Source organism: Bradyrhizobium sp. CCBAU 53338, from assembly GCF_015291665.1.
Taxonomy (GTDB): domain Bacteria; phylum Pseudomonadota; class Alphaproteobacteria; order Rhizobiales; family Xanthobacteraceae; genus Bradyrhizobium.
In genome coordinates this window covers 333,006-349,217 of the sequence record NZ_CP030048.1, presented here as the reverse complement: position 1 = coordinate 349,217, position 16,212 = coordinate 333,006, and the positions used below count along the sequence as shown (strand labels likewise).

Below are 16,212 nucleotides of genomic sequence, written 5' to 3'. Positions count from 1 at the left end.
GCTAACCCACCCTACAAACTTCCTACGCCGCCTGCTTCTTCGCGCTGATCAGCTTGCGGTTGATCAGCACTTCCGCGATCTGGATCGCGTTGAGCGCTGCGCCCTTGCGGAGGTTGTCGGACACGCACCACAGCACGAGGCCGTTCTCCACCGTCGCGTCCTCGCGGATGCGGCTGATATAGGTCGCGTCCTCGCCGGCCGCTTCATACGGCGTGGCGTAGCCGCCGGGCTCCTGCTTGTCGATGACGAGGCAACCGGGCGCCGTGCGCAGGATGTTGCGCGCTTCGTCGGCGGTGATCGGATTCTCGAACTCGATGTTGACGGCCTCGGAATGGCCGACGAAGACGGGCACACGCACGCAGGTCGCGGTGAGCTTGATCTTGGGATCAAGGATCTTCTTGGTCTCCGCCATCATCTTCCACTCTTCCTTGGTGAAGCCGTCTTCCATGAAGACGTCGATGTGGGGGATGACGTTGAAGGCGATGCGCTTGGGGAATTTGTTCGCGACCAGCTCGCTGTTGGTGTAGACGGCCTTGGTCTGCGAGAACAGTTCGTCCATCGCGTCCTTGCCGGCGCCCGACACCGATTGATAGGTCGAGACCACGACGCGCTTGATGGTCGCCTTGTCGTGCAGCGGCTTCAGCGCGACCACGAGCTGCGCGGTCGAGCAGTTCGGGTTGGCGATGATGTTCTTCTTCTTGAAGCCTTCGGTCGCAGCCGCGTTCACCTCGGGCACGATCAGCGGCACGTCCGGATCCATGCGCCAGGCCGACGAATTGTCGATCACGACCGCGCCGGCGGCGCCGATCTTCGGCGACCACTCCTTCGACACCGAGCCGCCGGCCGACATCAGGCAGATGTCCACGTCGGAGAAATCGTAATGCTCGAGCGCTTTGACCTTGAGGGTACGGTCGCCATAGGAAACCTCGACGCCGACGCTGCGGCGTGACGCCAGGGCCACGACCTCGTCCGCGGGGAATTTGCGCTCATCCAGGATGTTGAGCATTTCCCGTCCGACATTGCCGGTCGCGCCGACGACTGCGACTTTGTAACCCATCGTTCACTCTCCGATGAAAAAGCCCGTTCCTGAAGCTGACGCTTAAACAGGAAGAGCAGCGCTTCTATGCGAGAACCGGCCTCAAGACAACGTTGGACCATGCCTGAAGGCCGTGGATGCAGTCGCCTGAGGCCAGCACGGCCGTTAGCCCTACCCAGATCCATCTGGCGCTCGCCAACTTTGCCGACGAGGTGGTCGGCACGCTGGCGCACCTGTTCGCCTATGTGGGGGCGCTGGCCCTGTTTGCCATCCTGGCCCTGGCCGGTCTCGGCCAGTTGCCCGATTTGCGCGACGATGGGTCCGCCGACAAGCCGGGTTGGGCCGTTGCCGACCGGTCGCATCCGGCCTTTGCTCTCAGCCGGATTGATTCATCAGAAAAAACAGCCTCTTACACCATCCTCCGGCACCCCGAGGGCGGCCGGCGCGATGTGATGCGCTGGGCCGGCGATGCCGACAAGCCTGTGGCCGAGCTCGAGATCTACCGCGAAGGCAGCGAGTTCGACGTGACCCGGCCGGCAACATCAGGCCTCGCCATCCAGATGGGCCTGGGTGCGGCCACCGCGCTCGAGCAGGCCGGCCTGATCGACACCAAATTCGGACCCGTCGCCCTGTTCCGGCCATCGGGTACGGCTGAGGGGACGCCCTCCTGCCTCGGTTACCTCAAGCGTAACGAGGAGCCGGCGCTGCAGATCTCCGGCTTCTCCTGTCAGGGCGAGACCATGCCGGCCCGGCGTGCGGCGATCGCCTGCACGCTGAACCGGCTGACGCTGCTGACCTCGGGCAACGAGCCGAAGCTGGCGGAGATGTTCGCACACGCGGAGCTGAAGCGCCGCTCCTGCGAGCCCGGCGGCTCGGCGGACTGGCTGCTGGGCGCCGCCAATGCGCAATTGCGCGGGACGCTTTGATCCTCATCAAGCTCAAGTCGCTGGTATCCATGCAACTTTTGCCGGCGCGCCCGATTATTCCGTCCTGGTGTGACTGAATTGACCTAGTTGTGGTCCCCCCGGCCGGGCTAGTATGGGGTGAAATCGACTGGCGGCTTGCCGCCTGAAGGGGACGTGATGAGCTTGAATTTCTCTGCGGCGAACAAACTGGCGACGTTGCTTGCGGCGAGCGCCGTGGTTGCGATGGCCTTCGCTGCGCCGGCGTCGGCCGACACCAGGACCAAGCCGCGCTATGACGAGCGCGGCCGGCACTATTACGGTCCGAGCGGCCCCAATGCCGTCTACCAGCAGGGCCGCACCCGTATCTACGTGAGCAAGCGCTCCTGGCTCGACGGCGGCACCGAGGTCAATCCGGGCGACCGCAAGTTCACCGACTACGCCTTCCCGCCGGCCGTGGGCTATCCATCCTTCGCCCGCGAAAACCTCAACCGCCCGATCGACCGCCAGCCGCTGGCAACCCCGGCCGATGTCGGCGGCTATCCGCAGAATTTCCCGCTGTACTGAGCGGCGAAGCGACCGAATCGAAAGGCCGGGCTGATGCCCGGCCTTTTTGTTTTGCGAGATGCCGTAGGGTGGACTAGAGCAGCGTAACCCACCCTACGAGAGTTGTGCCCGCGTTACGCGTGCAGCTTCTGCAGTTCCTTCAGGATCGCTTCGCCCATCTGCGTGGTCGAGGCGGCGGTCGTGCCTTCCGACTTGATGTCGGCGGTGCGCAGGCCGCTGGCGAGGACCGCTGCGATCGCGGCATCGACCTTGTCGGCGAGATCGCCCATGTCGAAGGAATAACGCAGCGCCATGCCGAACGACGAGATCATCGCGATCGGATTAGCGAGGCCCTTGCCGGCGATGTCAGGGGCAGAGCCGTGCACGGGCTCGTACAGCGCCTTGCGCTTCTTGCTCTTGACGTCGACCTCGCCGAGCGAGGCCGAGGGCAGCATGCCGAGCGAGCCGGTGAGCATCGCGGCGATGTCGGACAGCATGTCGCCGAACAGATTGTCCGTGACGATGACGTCGAACTGCTTCGGCCACTTCACCAGCATCATGCCGCCGGAGTCCGCGAGCTGGTGCTCGAGCGTGACGTCGGGATATTCGCGCTTGTGGAGCGCCGTCATAACCTCGTTCCAGAGCACGCCCGACTTCATGACGTTGCGCTTCTCCATCGACGTCACCTTGTTCTTGCGCTTCCTGGCAAGCTCGAAGGCGACGCGGCCGATGCGCTCGATCTCATAGGTGTCGTAGACCTGGGTATCGATGGCGCGTTTCTGGCCATTGCCGAGATCGGTGATGGTCTTGGGCTCGCCGAAATAGACGCCGCCGGTGAGCTCGCGCACGATGACGATGTCGAGGCCCTCGACCGCCTCGCGCTTCAGGCTGGAGGCATCCGCCAGCGCCGGATAGCAGACGGCCGGACGCAAATTGGCAAACAAAGCGAGATCCTTGCGCAGGCGCAGCAGGCCGGCTTCGGGGCGCACCTCGTAGGGAACGGCATCCCACTTCGGGCCGCCCACCGCGCCGAAGATGATGGCGTCGGCGGCCAGCGCCCTGGCCATGTCGCCTTCTGAGATCGACACCTTGTGGGCGTCATAGGCGGAGCCGCCGACGAGGCCGGTATCGGTCTCGAATTTGGCGATCCCGGCCGAATTGAGCCAATCGATCAGCCGCTTCACCTCGCCCATCACCTCGGGGCCGATACCGTCGCCGGGGAGCAGCAGCAGTTTGTGGGTCGCCATATCAGTTTCCTCTGAGATCGAAATTCGGCCGGAGTGCTAGAGCGGCGTTGTGCGCTTGGCAAGACACCATTGCAGCGCCGCGGCTGTGCAAGGCGGGCAGGGCCTGCCACACTGTACGGGCCGGAGTACCCCTTGCTCGCCCCAGATCGCCCACCCGTCGCACATCCCGCGCGGCTGATCCTGACCCTGTCGCTGGCCGCCACCGTCGGGCTCGGCATCGGCCGCTTTGCCTACGCGCTGGTGCTGCCCGACATGCGGGAGGACCTCGGCTGGTCCTACTCGGCGGCGGGTTTCATGAACACCATCAACGCGGTCGGCTACCTCGTGGGCGCGCTGATGGCGTCCCGGCTGATCCAGCGCGTCGGCTGGTCGGCCGCAATCCGCGGCGGAACCGTGGCCTGCGTCGCCGCGCTCGCCACCTGCGCGCTGACGGGGAATTTCATCGCGCTGAGCCTCGCGCGTCTCGTGCTCGGCCTGGGCGCGGCAGCCGGCTTCGTCGCCGGCGGCGCACTGGCTGCGACCATCGCGCAGTCGCGCCCCGAACGGGCCAATTTCCTGCTCAGCCTGTTTTATGCCGGGCCCGGCATCGGCATTCTCTCCTCGGGGCTGATCGCGCCGTTCACGCTGCAGCATTTCGGCCCGGGCTCGTGGTGGATCGTGTGGTGGGCGATGACGCTGCTCTCGGCCGCGATGACCGTGCCGCTGTTCCTGATCCGGATCGAGAGCGGGGCGCGCTTTTCGGAGGGCAGCCACGCCGCCTTCGCGATTTTGCCCGTGCTGATCTATCTCGCCGCCTACTTCCTGTTCGGCGCCGGCTACATCGCCTACATGACCTTCATGATCGCCTATGTGCGTGACGGCGGCGGCGGGGCCACGGCGCAGGCCGCATTCTGGGGCCTGATCGGCATGAGCGCCTTCGTGACGCCCTGGGTCTGGCGGCGCGTGCTCGCGCTCGACCGCGGCGGGCTCGCCACCACCATCATCCTCGGCACCAACGCGCTCGGTGCGGCCTTGCCGATCCTCGGGCATTCGCCCGCCTGGCTCGCAATTTCCGCCGTCGTGTTCGGCGTCGCCTTCTTCGCCGTGGTCGGCTCGACCACCGCCTTCGTCCGCTTCAACTACCCGCCCGAGATGTGGCCGACCGCGATCGCCGCGATGACGATCTCGTTCGGCGTCGGCCAGACGCTCGGCCCGATCGTCGTCGGCGCCATCACCGACGCGCTGGGAAGCCTGAGTTACGCGCTGAATGTCTCGGCAGCGCTGCTGGCGCTGGGTGCGGTGCTGGCGCTGCTGCAACGGAAGGTGGGGCCGGCAGCTAGCTCCCGCTGAACGAATTGTATCCCTGGTCTTCCCAATAGCCGCCCTTGTAGTCGTTGGTGACTTCCATCGAGACCACGTATTTCGGGTTCTTGAAGCCGAGCTTGGTCGGCACGCGGATCTTCATCGGGAAGCCGTAGGCGCGCGGCAGGGTCTCGTTGGCAAATTTGAACGTCATCTGCGTCTGCGGATGCAGCGCGGTACGCATGTCCAGCGGCGAATTGTAGCCGTCCTTGTCCGCGCACTGGAACCAGACATATTTCGCACGCGTGTCGGCGCCAACAAGTTTCAGGAAATCGCGCAACGGCGTGCCGGTCCAGCTGCCGATCGCGCTCCAGCCCTCGACGCAGATGTGGCGGGTGATTTGCGTGAACTGCGGCAGCTTGGTGAGCTCCTGAAGCGTCCACGACTTCTTGTTGTCGACGAGACCACGCACCTCGAGCTTCCATGCGTCGCCGTCGACGTCAGGCGCGTCGTCGAGATCGTAGTAGGCGTTGAACGGGAACGGCTTCGTAATCGCGCTCTCGGGGAAGGTCGGCGCCAGCGCATCGGGATTGAAGATGAAATCCTGCACGGCGTCGTTGAACTTCGAGATCCTCGTCAGCAGGGCATCGGCCGAAGACGAGTCGACCACGTCGCAGCCGGTGAGCAGGGTCAGCGCACCGAGGCTGGCGCCGCCCGCAATGAAGCGGCGACGGGTGACATCAGGCATCACCTTGAGGGAGTCCTTGATCAGCAGCCGCTTGTCGACGCCGGGGATCAGGAACGAACGCTTGGCCATTGTGGTTCTCCCTCAGCGACCGACGATCATCGCGCGCAGGCTCTTCGGCACCAGCAGCGCGAGCAGGACGTGAATGACGAGGAAGGCGCAGATTGCCGCCATGCAGAAGAAATGGACGTAGCGCGCGGTCGGATAGTCGCCGAACAGTGTCACCAGCCAATGCAGTTGCACCGGCTTCCAAATCGACAGGCCCGACAGCACGATCAGCACGCCGACCACGATGATGCCGGCATAGAGCAGGCGCTGCACGTAATTGTAGGCGGTGAGATCGTCATGGCTGAGCTTGAAGGTCAGGGCAGCCTTGACGTCGTGGATCACGCCCGCCGGGGTGATCGGCAGCAACTTTTTCCGGAAGCGACCCGACGCAAACCCGGTGATGAGATAGGCGAGGCCGTTGACCATCAACAGCCACATCGCCGCAAAATGCCAGAGCAGGCCGCCGCCGAGCCAGCCGCCGAGCGTGTAGTCGCGTGGGAAGCTGAAGCCGAACAGCGGCGAGGCGTTGTAGATCTGCCATCCGGACAGGATCATCAGGACCATGGCGACCGCGTTGGTCCAGTGCATGACCCGAACCCAGGCCGGCTGGATCACCTTGGCCTTGGTGGCGCTGATCTGCTCGTCGGTCACGATAAGGCTCGACATGATGGTTCCGTCCTGAACGTCGTGTGTCGGCAATTATACGCCGGTCTGGCCGCCTTCGTTACGCCCGGTTTCCGATGAGATCGATGCCGCCGGGCTATCGCAGTCACAAAAAAGCGAGCCGGGGAGACCCCCGGCCCGCTGGTCGCGCCTCCGGCAGGAGGAGATACAGCGAAGGCGCTCCCGGATCAGCTAGCCGGCATCAAGACGGTGTCGACGACATGGATCACGCCGTTCGACTGATTGACGTTCGGAATCGTGACGGTGGAGGTGCCACCCTTGGCATCGACGATCATCACGGAGCTGCCCGACTTCTTGACGGTCAGTTCCTCGCCCTCGACGGTCTTGAGCTTCTTGCCGTCGGTGAGGTCGGAGGCCTCGAGCTTGCCGGGCACGACATGGTAGGTGAGGATCTTGGTCAGGGTTGCCTTGTTCTCGGGCTTGACCAGGGTGTCGACGGTGCCGGCCGGCAACTTGCCGAAGGCGGCATTGGTCGGCGCGAACACCGTGAACGGACCCTTGCCTTCCAGCGTCGGAACCAGGCCGGCCGCCTTCACCGCCGCCACCAGCGTGGTGTGGTCCTTCGAATTGACGGCGTTCTGGACGATGTTCTTCGAGGGAAACATCGCGGCGCCGCCGACCATGACGGTCTTTTCCTCGGCGCGGGCGGGCGCGATGACGGTCGCGGTGATGGCCAGCGCGCTGAAGGCAGCAGCAGTGAGATAGGCAATGCGCTTCGACATGGAGAAACTCCCGATTTCGATGATGACCGGCGATCACCGGCGTTTGCGTTGGGGCAACAACGGCATCTGCGACAGTTTGACGTGAAGCAGCAGCGCGTCGTTGGCCGAACTACGGGAGGGTTTGCGAAGCGGTTTCGAGGAATAATTTATTGTGATGCGTGAAACTATGGGCGGGGGAGTTCGTGTGGGGTGCAAGGGCGCCACAACATCCGCTGTCGTCCCGGACAAGCGCAGCGCAGATCCGGGACGACGAGGCGAGTTTGCCGCGCGGTCTTCGCGCCTCAATCCCTGCTCAACGGCGTCTGGATGAAGCCGCGATTGTGCGTCGGGCTGATCAGGAGTTCGTTGATGCAGACGCGCGGCGGCATGCTGGCGATGAACGCGATGGTGCGGCCGAGATCTTCGGATTGCAGCATCTTGGCCTGCTCCTCCTCGCTCGGCACCACCGGGCGCAGCTTCAGGATCGGCGTTGCCACCTCACCCGGCATCAGGCAGCAGGCGCGCAGGCCGTTGACGCATTCGTCCATGTTGAAGGAATGGGTCAGCGCCAGCACCGCATGCTTGGTCGTGGTGTAGGCCGGGCCCGGCATCTTCGAGACGTGGCGGCCGGCCCAGGACGAGACGTTGATGATCGAGCCGTCCTGCTGCTTGCGCATCGTCGGCAGCACCGCACGCATGCAATAGAGCACACCGTTCAGATTGACCTGGACGAGCTTGTCCCAGCCCTCCAGCTCCATGTCCTTCCAGCTGCGCTTGGGGACGTTGATGCCGGCATTGTTCACCAGCAGGTCGATGCGGCCGTGCTTCGCAACGATCTGATCGGCCGCCGTCTGGGCCGCGGTCGCATTGGACACGTCCAGCGCCAGCGCCTCGGCGGCCCCGCCGTCCTTGGCGATCTTGGCAACAACGGTGTCCAAGGCGTCTTTACGGCGACCGGAAACCACCACCGTCCAGCCATCGGCAGCAAGCGCCTCGGCGCCAGCCTCCCCGATTCCACTGCCGCCGCCCGTAACCCAGGCCACGCGTTTCCCGTTTTTTGCCATGCCAACTGTCTCCGTTGCTTCATTGGGGCGGTTTTTGCTAATCCAGCCCTCGGTTTTGACCGGCCTTGTCAGTCCTGCGGTCGAGGAAATCTTGCATGAACCACGCAGCCAACGCCAACCTGTTTTCCCGCCTGTTCGACGGCCTCGACGATCCCAAACGCCTCGCGATCGAGACGCAGGACGGCGCCCATATCAGCTATGGCGATCTGATCGCACGGGCCGGGCAGATGGCGAATGTGCTGGTCGCGCGCGGCGTGAAGCCGGGCGACCGCGTCGCGGTGCAGGTCGAGAAGTCCGTCGCCAATATCGTGCTCTATCTCGGCACGGTCAGGGCCGGCGCGGTCTATCTGCCGCTCAACACTGCCTATACGCTCAACGAGCTCGATTACTTCATCGGCGACGCCGAGCCGGCGCTGGTGGTCTGCGATCCCTCCAAGGCCGAGGGCCTCGCGCCGATCGCCGCCAAGGTGAACGCCAAGGTCGAGACGCTCGGGCCTGACGGCAAGGGCTCGCTGACCGAGGCCGCCGACAAGGCGAATAGCGAATTTACGACCGTCTCGCGCGCCAACGACGATCTCGCCGCGATTCTCTACACGTCGGGCACCACCGGCCGCTCCAAGGGCGCGATGCTCAGCCACGACAATCTCGCGTCGAACTCGCTCTCGCTCGTCGATTACTGGCGCTTCACCGACAAGGACGTGCTGATCCACGCGCTGCCGATCTACCACACCCATGGCCTGTTCGTGGCGACCAACGTGACGCTGTTTTCGCGCGCATCGATGATCTTCCTGCCGAAGCTCGATCCGGATCGGATCATCAAGCTGATGGCGCGGGCGACGGTGCTGATGGGCGTGCCGACGTTCTACACGCGCCTCCTGCAAAATCCCGCGCTGTCGCGCGAGACCACCAGGCACATGCGGCTGTTCATCTCGGGCTCGGCGCCGCTGCTGGCCGAAACCCACCGCGAATGGTCGGCGCGCACCGGCCACGCCGTCCTCGAACGCTACGGCATGACCGAGACCAACATGAACACGTCGAACCCTTACGAGGGCGAGCGCGTGCCCGGCGCGGTCGGCTTTCCGCTGCCCGGCGTCTCCGTGCGCGTCACCGAGCCCGAGACCGGCAAGGAGCTGCCGCGCGACGAGATCGGCATGATCGAGGTCAAGGGCCCGAACGTGTTCAAGGGCTACTGGCGCATGCCCGAGAAGACCAAGTCGGAATTCCGGCCCGACGGCTTCTTCATCACCGGCGACCTCGGCAAGATCGACGACAAGGGCTACGTCCACATTTTGGGACGAGGCAAGGATCTCGTCATCTCCGGCGGCTTCAACGTCTATCCGAAGGAGATCGAGACCGAGATCGACGCCATGCCTGGTGTGATCGAATCCGCCGTGATCGGCGTGCCCCACGCCGATTTCGGCGAAGGCGTCACGGCCGTGCTGGTCTGCAACAAGGGCGCCGATGTCACCGAGGCCGCCGTGCTCAAGGCGCTCGACGGAAGGCTCGCCAAATTCAAGATGCCCAAGCGCGTCTTCGTGGTGGACGAGCTGCCGCGGAATACGATGGGCAAGGTGCAGAAGAACGTTCTGCGGGATACCTACAAGGATATTTACGCGAAGAAGTGAGGGGCGAGCGCTCCGATCAAGCGCTGCGAACCTGCGATCACCCGGACTGTCCCCTCAGTTGCAAGCTCCCTCCGATTCGGTCGATCGGAACGAGATGCTTTTTGAAGCTGCAGGCGATCCGATTTGCGCGGTCGGCACGCCGGGCCGTTGGGCTGATGTGGAATGCAGGGTGCGCATGTCCGCCGCCTGACGGAAAATCGATGCGCAGGACGGAAATCTCAGATCGTCGGTCCGCCGTCCGCATGGCGCCTGATGTCATGAACTGACTGGTTCGAACCGGAGCCTCCGCCTGGCGGCCTGGAGCCGTTCCAATAGTGATTTCAATGCACCTCGCCCGCCCGACCAAAGAGTGAATTAATGTTCTATTCTTTATCGGTCGACCATCATGCTGGTATACCAAGCCCCTGATTGGCCTTGGTTCATCAAGGGTCTAGAGCTGAACGACGGTTCGATTTATGGCGATTTGGTGATTGCGCAGGTGAAATCGACTCCGTAAATAGAGCCGACCTTTCGCGATCCCCGCGCGCCCCATGCTGGGCCGCAACACACATCAAAAGCCCATGACCGCACGGATCGAACGACCGCTTTCACCACACATGCAAGTCTACCGCTGGACGTTGACGATGGCGCTGTCCATCGTCCATCGCGCCACCGGTATCGCGCTTTACGTCGGGACCCTGCTGCTGGCCTGGTGGCTGATCGCAGCGGCGTCAAACTCCGCCGGGGCCTATGCCAACGTGCAGGCCTTCACCGGCAGCATCATCGGCCGGCTGATCGTGTTCGGCTACACCTGGGCGCTGATGCACCATATGCTGAGCGGCATCCGGCACTTCGTCTGGGACCTCGGCTTCGGCTTCAAGGCCAACGAGCGCGAGGCGCTGACCTGGGCCGCCCTGATCGGCGGCATCGTGCTGACGATCCTGATCTGGATCATCGCCTACGCGATCGGAGGTGTCCGATGAGCGCCGGCGATACGCCCAGGCGCAGCATGCGCACCCCGCTCGGCCGCGTCCGCAATCTCGGCGCCGCTCATTCCGGCACCTCCGACTTCTGGCGTCAGCGCCTCACCGCCGTCGCCATGACGCTGCTGATGATCCCGGTGATCGTCGTCGTCATGATGCTGCTCGGCAGCAACCAGGCCGGCGCCAAGGTGATCCTCGGCTCGCTGCCGATCGCGGTGATCATGCTGCTCTTCATCATCGCCAGCGCCTGGCACATGAAGATCGGCATGCAGGTCGTGATCGAGGACTACGTCCACAACGAGAAGCTGAAGCTCGTCTCGATCATGCTCAACAACTTCTTCTCGATCGCCGTCGCGCTCGCCTCGACCTACGCGATCCTCAAGATCTCATCCGGAGTGTAACCCATGGCCGCTGAGACGAATGGCAAGGGCAACAGCGCTCCCGCCACCAACGGCAAAGCCTATCCGATCGAAGACCACACCTATGACGTCGTCGTGGTCGGCGCCGGCGGCGCGGGCTTGCGCGCCGTGGTCGGTTGCAGCGAGGCCGGCCTGAAGACGGCCTGCATCACCAAGGTGTTTCCGACCCGCTCGCACACGGTCGCGGCGCAGGGCGGCATCTCCGCCTCGCTCGGCAACATGCACAAGGACGACTGGCGCTGGCACATGTACGACACCGTGAAGGGGTCGGACTGGCTCGGCGACCAGGACGCGATCGAATACATGGTGCGCAACGCGCCCGACGCGGTCTACGAGCTCGAGCATTGGGGCGTTCCGTTCTCCCGCACCGAGGACGGCAAGATCTACCAGCGCCCGTTCGGCGGCATGACCATGGACTACGGCAAGGGCCAGGCACAGCGCACCTGCGCCGCCGCCGACCGCACCGGTCACGCCATGCTGCACACGATGTACGGCCAGTCGCTGCGCCACGCGGCCGAGTTCTTCATCGAGTTCTTCGCCATCGACCTGATCATGGACGACCAGGGCACCTGCCGCGGCGTCATCGCGCTCAAGCTCGACGACGGCACCCTGCACCGCTTCCGTGCCCAGACCGTGATCCTCGCGACCGGCGGCTACGGCCGCGCGTATGCCTCCTGCACCTCCGCGCACACCTGCACCGGAGACGGCGGCGGCATGGTGCTGCGCGCCGGCCTGCCGATGCAGGACATGGAGTTCGTGCAGTTCCACCCGACCGGCATCTACGGTTCGGGCTGTCTCGTCACAGAAGGCGCGCGCGGCGAAGGCGGCTATCTCGTCAACGCCGAAGGCGAGCGCTTCATGGAGCGCTATGCGCCGTCCGCGAAGGATCTCGCCTCGCGCGACGTCGTCTCGCGCGCGATGACCATCGAGATCCGCGAAGGACGCGGCGTCGGCAAGAAGAAGGACCACATCTTCCTTCACCTCGACCATCTCGATCCCGCAGTGCTCGCCGAGCGCCTGCCGGGCATCTCCGAATCCGCAAAGATCTTCGCCAATGTCGACGTGACGCGCGAGCCGATCCCGATCGTGCCGACCGTGCATTACAACATGGGCGGCATCCCGACGAACTATCACGGCGAAGTTCTGACCAAGAAGGACGGCGACGATAACGCCATCATCCCCGGCCTGATGGCGATCGGCGAAGCCGCCTGCGTCTCCGTGCACGGCGCCAACCGCCTCGGCTCCAACTCGCTGATCGACCTCGTCGTGTTCGGCCGCGCCGCGGCGCTCCGTCTCGCCGAGAAGCTGACGCCGAACGCCAAGCAGCCCGAGCTGCCGGCGAATTCGTCGGACCTCGCGCTCGGCCGCCTCGACCATTATCGCTACGCCTCGGGCGGCACGCCGACCGCGAAGCTGCGCGAAGGCATGCAGCACGTGATGCAGAACAACTGCGCCGTGTTCCGCACCGGAGAGGTGCTGAGCGAAGGCCAGAACCTGATCGAGAAGGTCCACAGCGGCATCACCGACATCGCCGTGTCCGACCGTTCGCTGGTGTGGAATTCGGACCTCGTCGAGACGCTCGAGTTCGACAATTTGATCTCGCAGGCGGTGGTGACGATGAACTCCGCCGCCAACCGCACCGAGAGCCGCGGCGCGCATGCGCGCGAGGACTTCTCGGAGCGCGACGACAAGAACTGGATGAAGCACACGCTGGCCTGGCTGGACTCGTCCGGCAAGGTCAGGATCGAGTACCGCCCGGTTCACGACTACACCATGACCAACGACGTGCAGTACATTCCGCCGAAAGCGCGCGTGTACTGAGCGAACAGCGAAAGCCTCATCGAAATGGTTGAATTCGCACTTCCGAAGAACTCGAAAATCACCGGCGGCAAGACCTGGCCGAAGCCCACGGGCGCGACCGAGACGCGCGAGTTTCGCGTCTACCGCTGGAATCCCGACGACGGCAAGAATCCGAGCGTCGACACCTACTACGTCGACGTCAACGATTGCGGCCCGATGGTGCTGGACGGCCTGATCTGGATCAAGAACCACATCGACCCGTCGCTGACCTTCCGCCGCTCCTGCCGCGAAGGCGTCTGCGGCTCCTGCGCCATGAACATCGACGGCCAGAACACGCTGGCCTGCACCCGCTCGATGCACGACGTGAAGGACGGCGCGGTGAAGATCAACCCGCTGCCGCACCAGCCGGTCGTGAAGGACCTGGTCCCCGACCTGACCAATTTCTACGCGCAGTACGCCTCGGTCGAGCCGTGGCTGAAGACGACCTCGCCGACGCCGCAGAAGGAATGGCGCCAGACCCACGAGGACCGCGAGAAGCTCGACGGCCTCTACGAGTGCATCCTGTGCGCCTGCTGCTCGACCTCGTGCCCGAGCTATTGGTGGAACAGCGACCGCTATCTCGGCCCCGCCGCGCTGCTCCAGGCCAACCGCTGGGTGTCTGATTCGCGCGACGAGGCCACCGGCGAGCGGCTCGACAATCTCGAGGATCCGTTCCGGCTCTACCGCTGCCACACCATCATGAACTGCGCCAAGGCCTGCCCGAAGGGCCTGAACCCGGCCGAGGCCATCGCCGAGCTCAAGCTCAAGATGGTCGAGCGCCAGATCTAGGGTCTTTTTCACGCGACGGCCCCGGCCCGAGCGGCCGGGGAGCGCGGTTCGGAGTCAAGTCGACCCGTCCCGCGAGGCGGGCGAGCCGGTGCATTGCAACCTCCGGTTCCGTTACAAGCCGCTTCCTTCCCGGCGTCAAATTCAAGTAAGCTCTCCGGTCGGGGGACCGGAGCGACCGTGCAGGGCGCACAACGCAATTCGCTGAGACTGTTGCAGTGGATGATGGTTGCATCCCTGGCGCTGCCGGTCGCGCTGTTCGCCATTGCTTCCACGATTTCCTACAATTCGACGCTTCAGACCGCCGACCGTGAGATCGAGCGGACGCTCGATGTCGCGCATGAGCACGCGCTCAAGGTGTTCGAGACCATCGACCGGAGCCTGGCCGAGCTCAACGAGGTCGTGCGCGACCTGCCAGACGACGCCATCCGGTCACGGGAAGGCGCGCTGCACAAGCGCCTGAAGCAGCTCACCGACGCACTGCCGCAGCTGAAATCGGCCTGGATTTTCGATGCGAGCGGAAAGTCGCTGGTAAACAGCCTGGCCTCGCCGCCGCCGGAGCTGAGCTTTGCCGACCGCGATTATTTCTATGCCCATGTCGACCAGAGCATCGGCACCTTCATCGGCGCCTCGCTGACGCCGCGCCCGCCCTATCAGGGCGCGCGGTTCTTCAGCATGAGCCGCCGCCGCGAATCCGAGGACGGCAGCTTCACCGGCGTGATCCAGGCGTCGGTCCTGCCGGAATATTTCGAGAACTTCTACGCCAGGATCGGCACTGAACCCGGCAGCTTCTTCGCGATGGGACGCGCCGACGGCACGTTGCTGGCACATTTCCCGCGGCTCGATCGCGACGTCCGGCTCGATCCGAACGGCCCGGTCGGCCGGGCCATCGCAGCCCATCCCAATCATTGGCTGATGACCATCGCCTGGCCAACGGACGGGATCGAACGGCGCATCGGCTACCGGCGCGTCGCCGAATATCCGATCTATGTCAGCGCCGGCCTCGAGACCTCCGCGATCCGCGCGCGCTGGCTCGCCACCATGAGCCAGCACCTGGTGTTCGGCGTGCCCGCCACCGCGCTGCTGTTCGTCCTTCTGGCCTTCGCTTTCCGGCGCACCCAGCATCTCCAGATCGAAGCGGCAAGGCGGCGCGAGGCCGAGGAGGCGCTCAAGCATAGTCAACGGCTGGAGGCGCTGGGCCAGCTCACCGGCGGCGTCGCGCATGATTTCAACAACCTCCTGACCGTGATCCGCGCCTCCGTCGACCTCCTGAACCGCCCGCAACTGAGCGAGGAGCGGCGGCAGCGCTACATCACGGCGATCGCGGAAGCGGTCGCACGCGCGGCCAAGCTGACCTCGCAGCTGCTCGCCTTTGCGCGGCGCCAGACCTTGAAGCCCGAAGTGTTCGACGTCGGCGATCGCATGCAGTCGCTGCGCGACATGCTCGCCACACTGCTTGGACCTGCGATCGAGATCGTCATGCAGCTGCCGGGCGAGCCCTGCCTCGTCAACGCCGACGCCGGGCAGTTCGAGACCGCGATGATCAACATGGCGACCAATGCGCGCGACGCCATGCAGGGCAAGGGCCGAATCGTCTTGACGGTGCACCCGGCGACCACCGTTCCTGATACGCTCGCGCATCTCTCGGACGGCCACGGCTTCGTCTGCGTCGCCGTCAGCGACACCGGTATCGGCATTCCCGCCGCCCAGTTGGGCCGCATCTTCGAGCCGTTCTTCACCACCAAGCAGGTCGGTCAGGGCACCGGCCTCGGCCTGTCGCAGGTGTTCGGCTTCGCCCGGCAATCCGGCGGCGAGGTGACCGTGATCAGCGAAGTCGGCCAGGGCAGCACCTTCTCGCTCTACCTGCCGCGCGTGCCGGCAGCTCTCCTGCCCCGAAGCCAGGCGCCGACCACCGCCCCTGCCGTCGCCGGCAGCGGTATGTCGGTGCTGGTCGTCGAGGACAATATCGAGCTCGGCAATTTCGCCGCCGACGGGCTGACCGAGCTCGGCTACAGCGTCACGCTCGTCGACAACGCCACCGACGCGCTCGCCGAACTGGTCGGCGATTCCGATCGGTTCGACGTCGTGTTCTCCGACGTCGTGATGCCCGGAATGACCGGGCTCGATCTGGCGCAGGCGATCCGCGAGCGCGGCATCGGCGTACCTGTCGTTCTGACCACGGGCTACAGCCACGCTTTGTCCCAGGACGGCGTCACCGGCTTCGAGCTCGTGCAAAAGCCCTATTCGATCGAGGAGCTGTCGCGAGTCCTGCACAAGGCCGCGCGGCTGAAACGGGTTCGCGACGGCGCCGCCGAGTGAGGACGCCG

The 16,212-nt window shown here is 64.8% G+C and carries 15 protein-coding genes; 9 read left to right on the top strand and 6 right to left on the bottom strand.

The window, feature by feature from the left end; translation table 11 throughout:
- Positions 1–22 precede the first annotated feature (22 nt).
- Positions 23–1,057, bottom strand: a complete 1,035-nt coding sequence (locus XH90_RS01675; protein ID WP_194478907.1) for an aspartate-semialdehyde dehydrogenase — start codon at positions 1,055–1,057, stop codon at positions 23–25.
- 116 nt (positions 1,058–1,173) lie between these two features.
- Between XH90_RS01675 and XH90_RS01670 the strand changes: the two genes are divergently transcribed.
- A complete protein-coding gene (locus XH90_RS01670; protein ID WP_194478906.1) occupies positions 1,174–1,962 on the top strand; it encodes a hypothetical protein in 789 nt (262 codons plus the stop codon).
- A 156-nt stretch (positions 1,963–2,118) separates the two neighbouring features.
- Positions 2,119–2,505 carry a hypothetical protein gene (locus tag XH90_RS01665; protein WP_194478905.1) on the top strand — a complete coding sequence of 129 codons (387 nt, stop codon included), beginning with the start codon at positions 2,119–2,121 and terminating at the stop codon, positions 2,503–2,505.
- Positions 2,506–2,618: 113 nt separating this feature from the next.
- On the opposite strand, the gene leuB is transcribed toward XH90_RS01665, so the two are convergent.
- Entirely contained in the window at positions 2,619–3,731 is a 1,113-nt protein-coding gene (gene leuB, locus XH90_RS01660; protein WP_194478904.1) for a 3-isopropylmalate dehydrogenase, read from the bottom strand.
- A 132-nt stretch (positions 3,732–3,863) separates the two neighbouring features.
- On the opposite strand from leuB, the gene XH90_RS01655 reads away from it, so the two are divergent.
- Positions 3,864–5,060: a YbfB/YjiJ family MFS transporter gene (locus XH90_RS01655; RefSeq protein WP_194478903.1), complete on the top strand. Its 1,197-nt coding sequence runs from the start codon at positions 3,864–3,866 to the stop codon at positions 5,058–5,060.
- Here the strand turns inward: XH90_RS01655 and XH90_RS01650 are convergent.
- From XH90_RS01650 to XH90_RS01635, 4 genes are all read right to left on the bottom strand, one after another.
- The gene (locus tag XH90_RS01650) at positions 5,047–5,829 is read right to left on the bottom strand and encodes a molybdopterin-binding protein (RefSeq protein ID WP_194478902.1); all 783 of its coding nucleotides are present in this window, start codon (positions 5,827–5,829) and stop codon (positions 5,047–5,049) included. The two genes, XH90_RS01655 and XH90_RS01650, sit on opposite strands and share 14 nt — an antisense overlap.
- Before the next feature lie 12 nt (positions 5,830–5,841).
- Complete coding sequence (locus tag XH90_RS01645; RefSeq protein WP_194478901.1) at positions 5,842–6,471, bottom strand: cytochrome b/b6 domain-containing protein; 630 nt, start codon at positions 6,469–6,471, stop codon at positions 5,842–5,844.
- A gap of 185 nt (positions 6,472–6,656) precedes the next feature.
- Positions 6,657–7,211 carry a fasciclin domain-containing protein gene (locus XH90_RS01640; RefSeq protein ID WP_194478900.1) on the bottom strand — a complete coding sequence of 185 codons (555 nt, stop codon included), beginning with the start codon at positions 7,209–7,211 and terminating at the stop codon, positions 6,657–6,659.
- Positions 7,212–7,492: 281 nt separating this feature from the next.
- Entirely contained in the window at positions 7,493–8,254 is a 762-nt protein-coding gene (locus XH90_RS01635; RefSeq protein WP_194478899.1) for an SDR family oxidoreductase, read from the bottom strand.
- A 95-nt stretch (positions 8,255–8,349) separates the two neighbouring features.
- Between XH90_RS01635 and XH90_RS01630 the strand changes: the two genes are divergently transcribed.
- The 6 genes from XH90_RS01630 to XH90_RS01605 all read left to right on the top strand — a co-directional run bounded on the left by XH90_RS01630 (position 8,350) and on the right by XH90_RS01605 (position 16,204).
- Entirely contained in the window at positions 8,350–9,879 is a 1,530-nt protein-coding gene (locus tag XH90_RS01630; protein WP_194478898.1) for a malonyl-CoA synthase, read from the top strand.
- 560 nt (positions 9,880–10,439) lie between these two features.
- Positions 10,440–10,841 carry a succinate dehydrogenase, cytochrome b556 subunit gene (sdhC, locus tag XH90_RS01625; RefSeq protein ID WP_194465440.1) on the top strand — a complete coding sequence of 134 codons (402 nt, stop codon included), beginning with the start codon at positions 10,440–10,442 and terminating at the stop codon, positions 10,839–10,841.
- A complete protein-coding gene (sdhD, locus tag XH90_RS01620) occupies positions 10,838–11,242 on the top strand; it encodes a succinate dehydrogenase, hydrophobic membrane anchor protein (RefSeq protein WP_194478897.1) in 405 nt (134 codons plus the stop codon). The genes sdhC and sdhD overlap by 4 nt, the downstream gene beginning before the upstream one ends.
- A gap of 3 nt (positions 11,243–11,245) precedes the next feature.
- Complete coding sequence (sdhA, locus tag XH90_RS01615) at positions 11,246–13,081, top strand: succinate dehydrogenase flavoprotein subunit (protein ID WP_194478896.1); 1,836 nt, start codon at positions 11,246–11,248, stop codon at positions 13,079–13,081.
- Positions 13,082–13,105: 24 nt separating this feature from the next.
- The gene (locus XH90_RS01610; RefSeq protein ID WP_194478895.1) at positions 13,106–13,888 is read left to right on the top strand and encodes a succinate dehydrogenase iron-sulfur subunit; all 783 of its coding nucleotides are present in this window, start codon (positions 13,106–13,108) and stop codon (positions 13,886–13,888) included.
- A 177-nt stretch (positions 13,889–14,065) separates the two neighbouring features.
- A complete protein-coding gene (locus XH90_RS01605; protein ID WP_194478894.1) occupies positions 14,066–16,204 on the top strand; it encodes a hybrid sensor histidine kinase/response regulator in 2,139 nt (712 codons plus the stop codon).
- Positions 16,205–16,212: the final 8 nt, after the last annotated feature.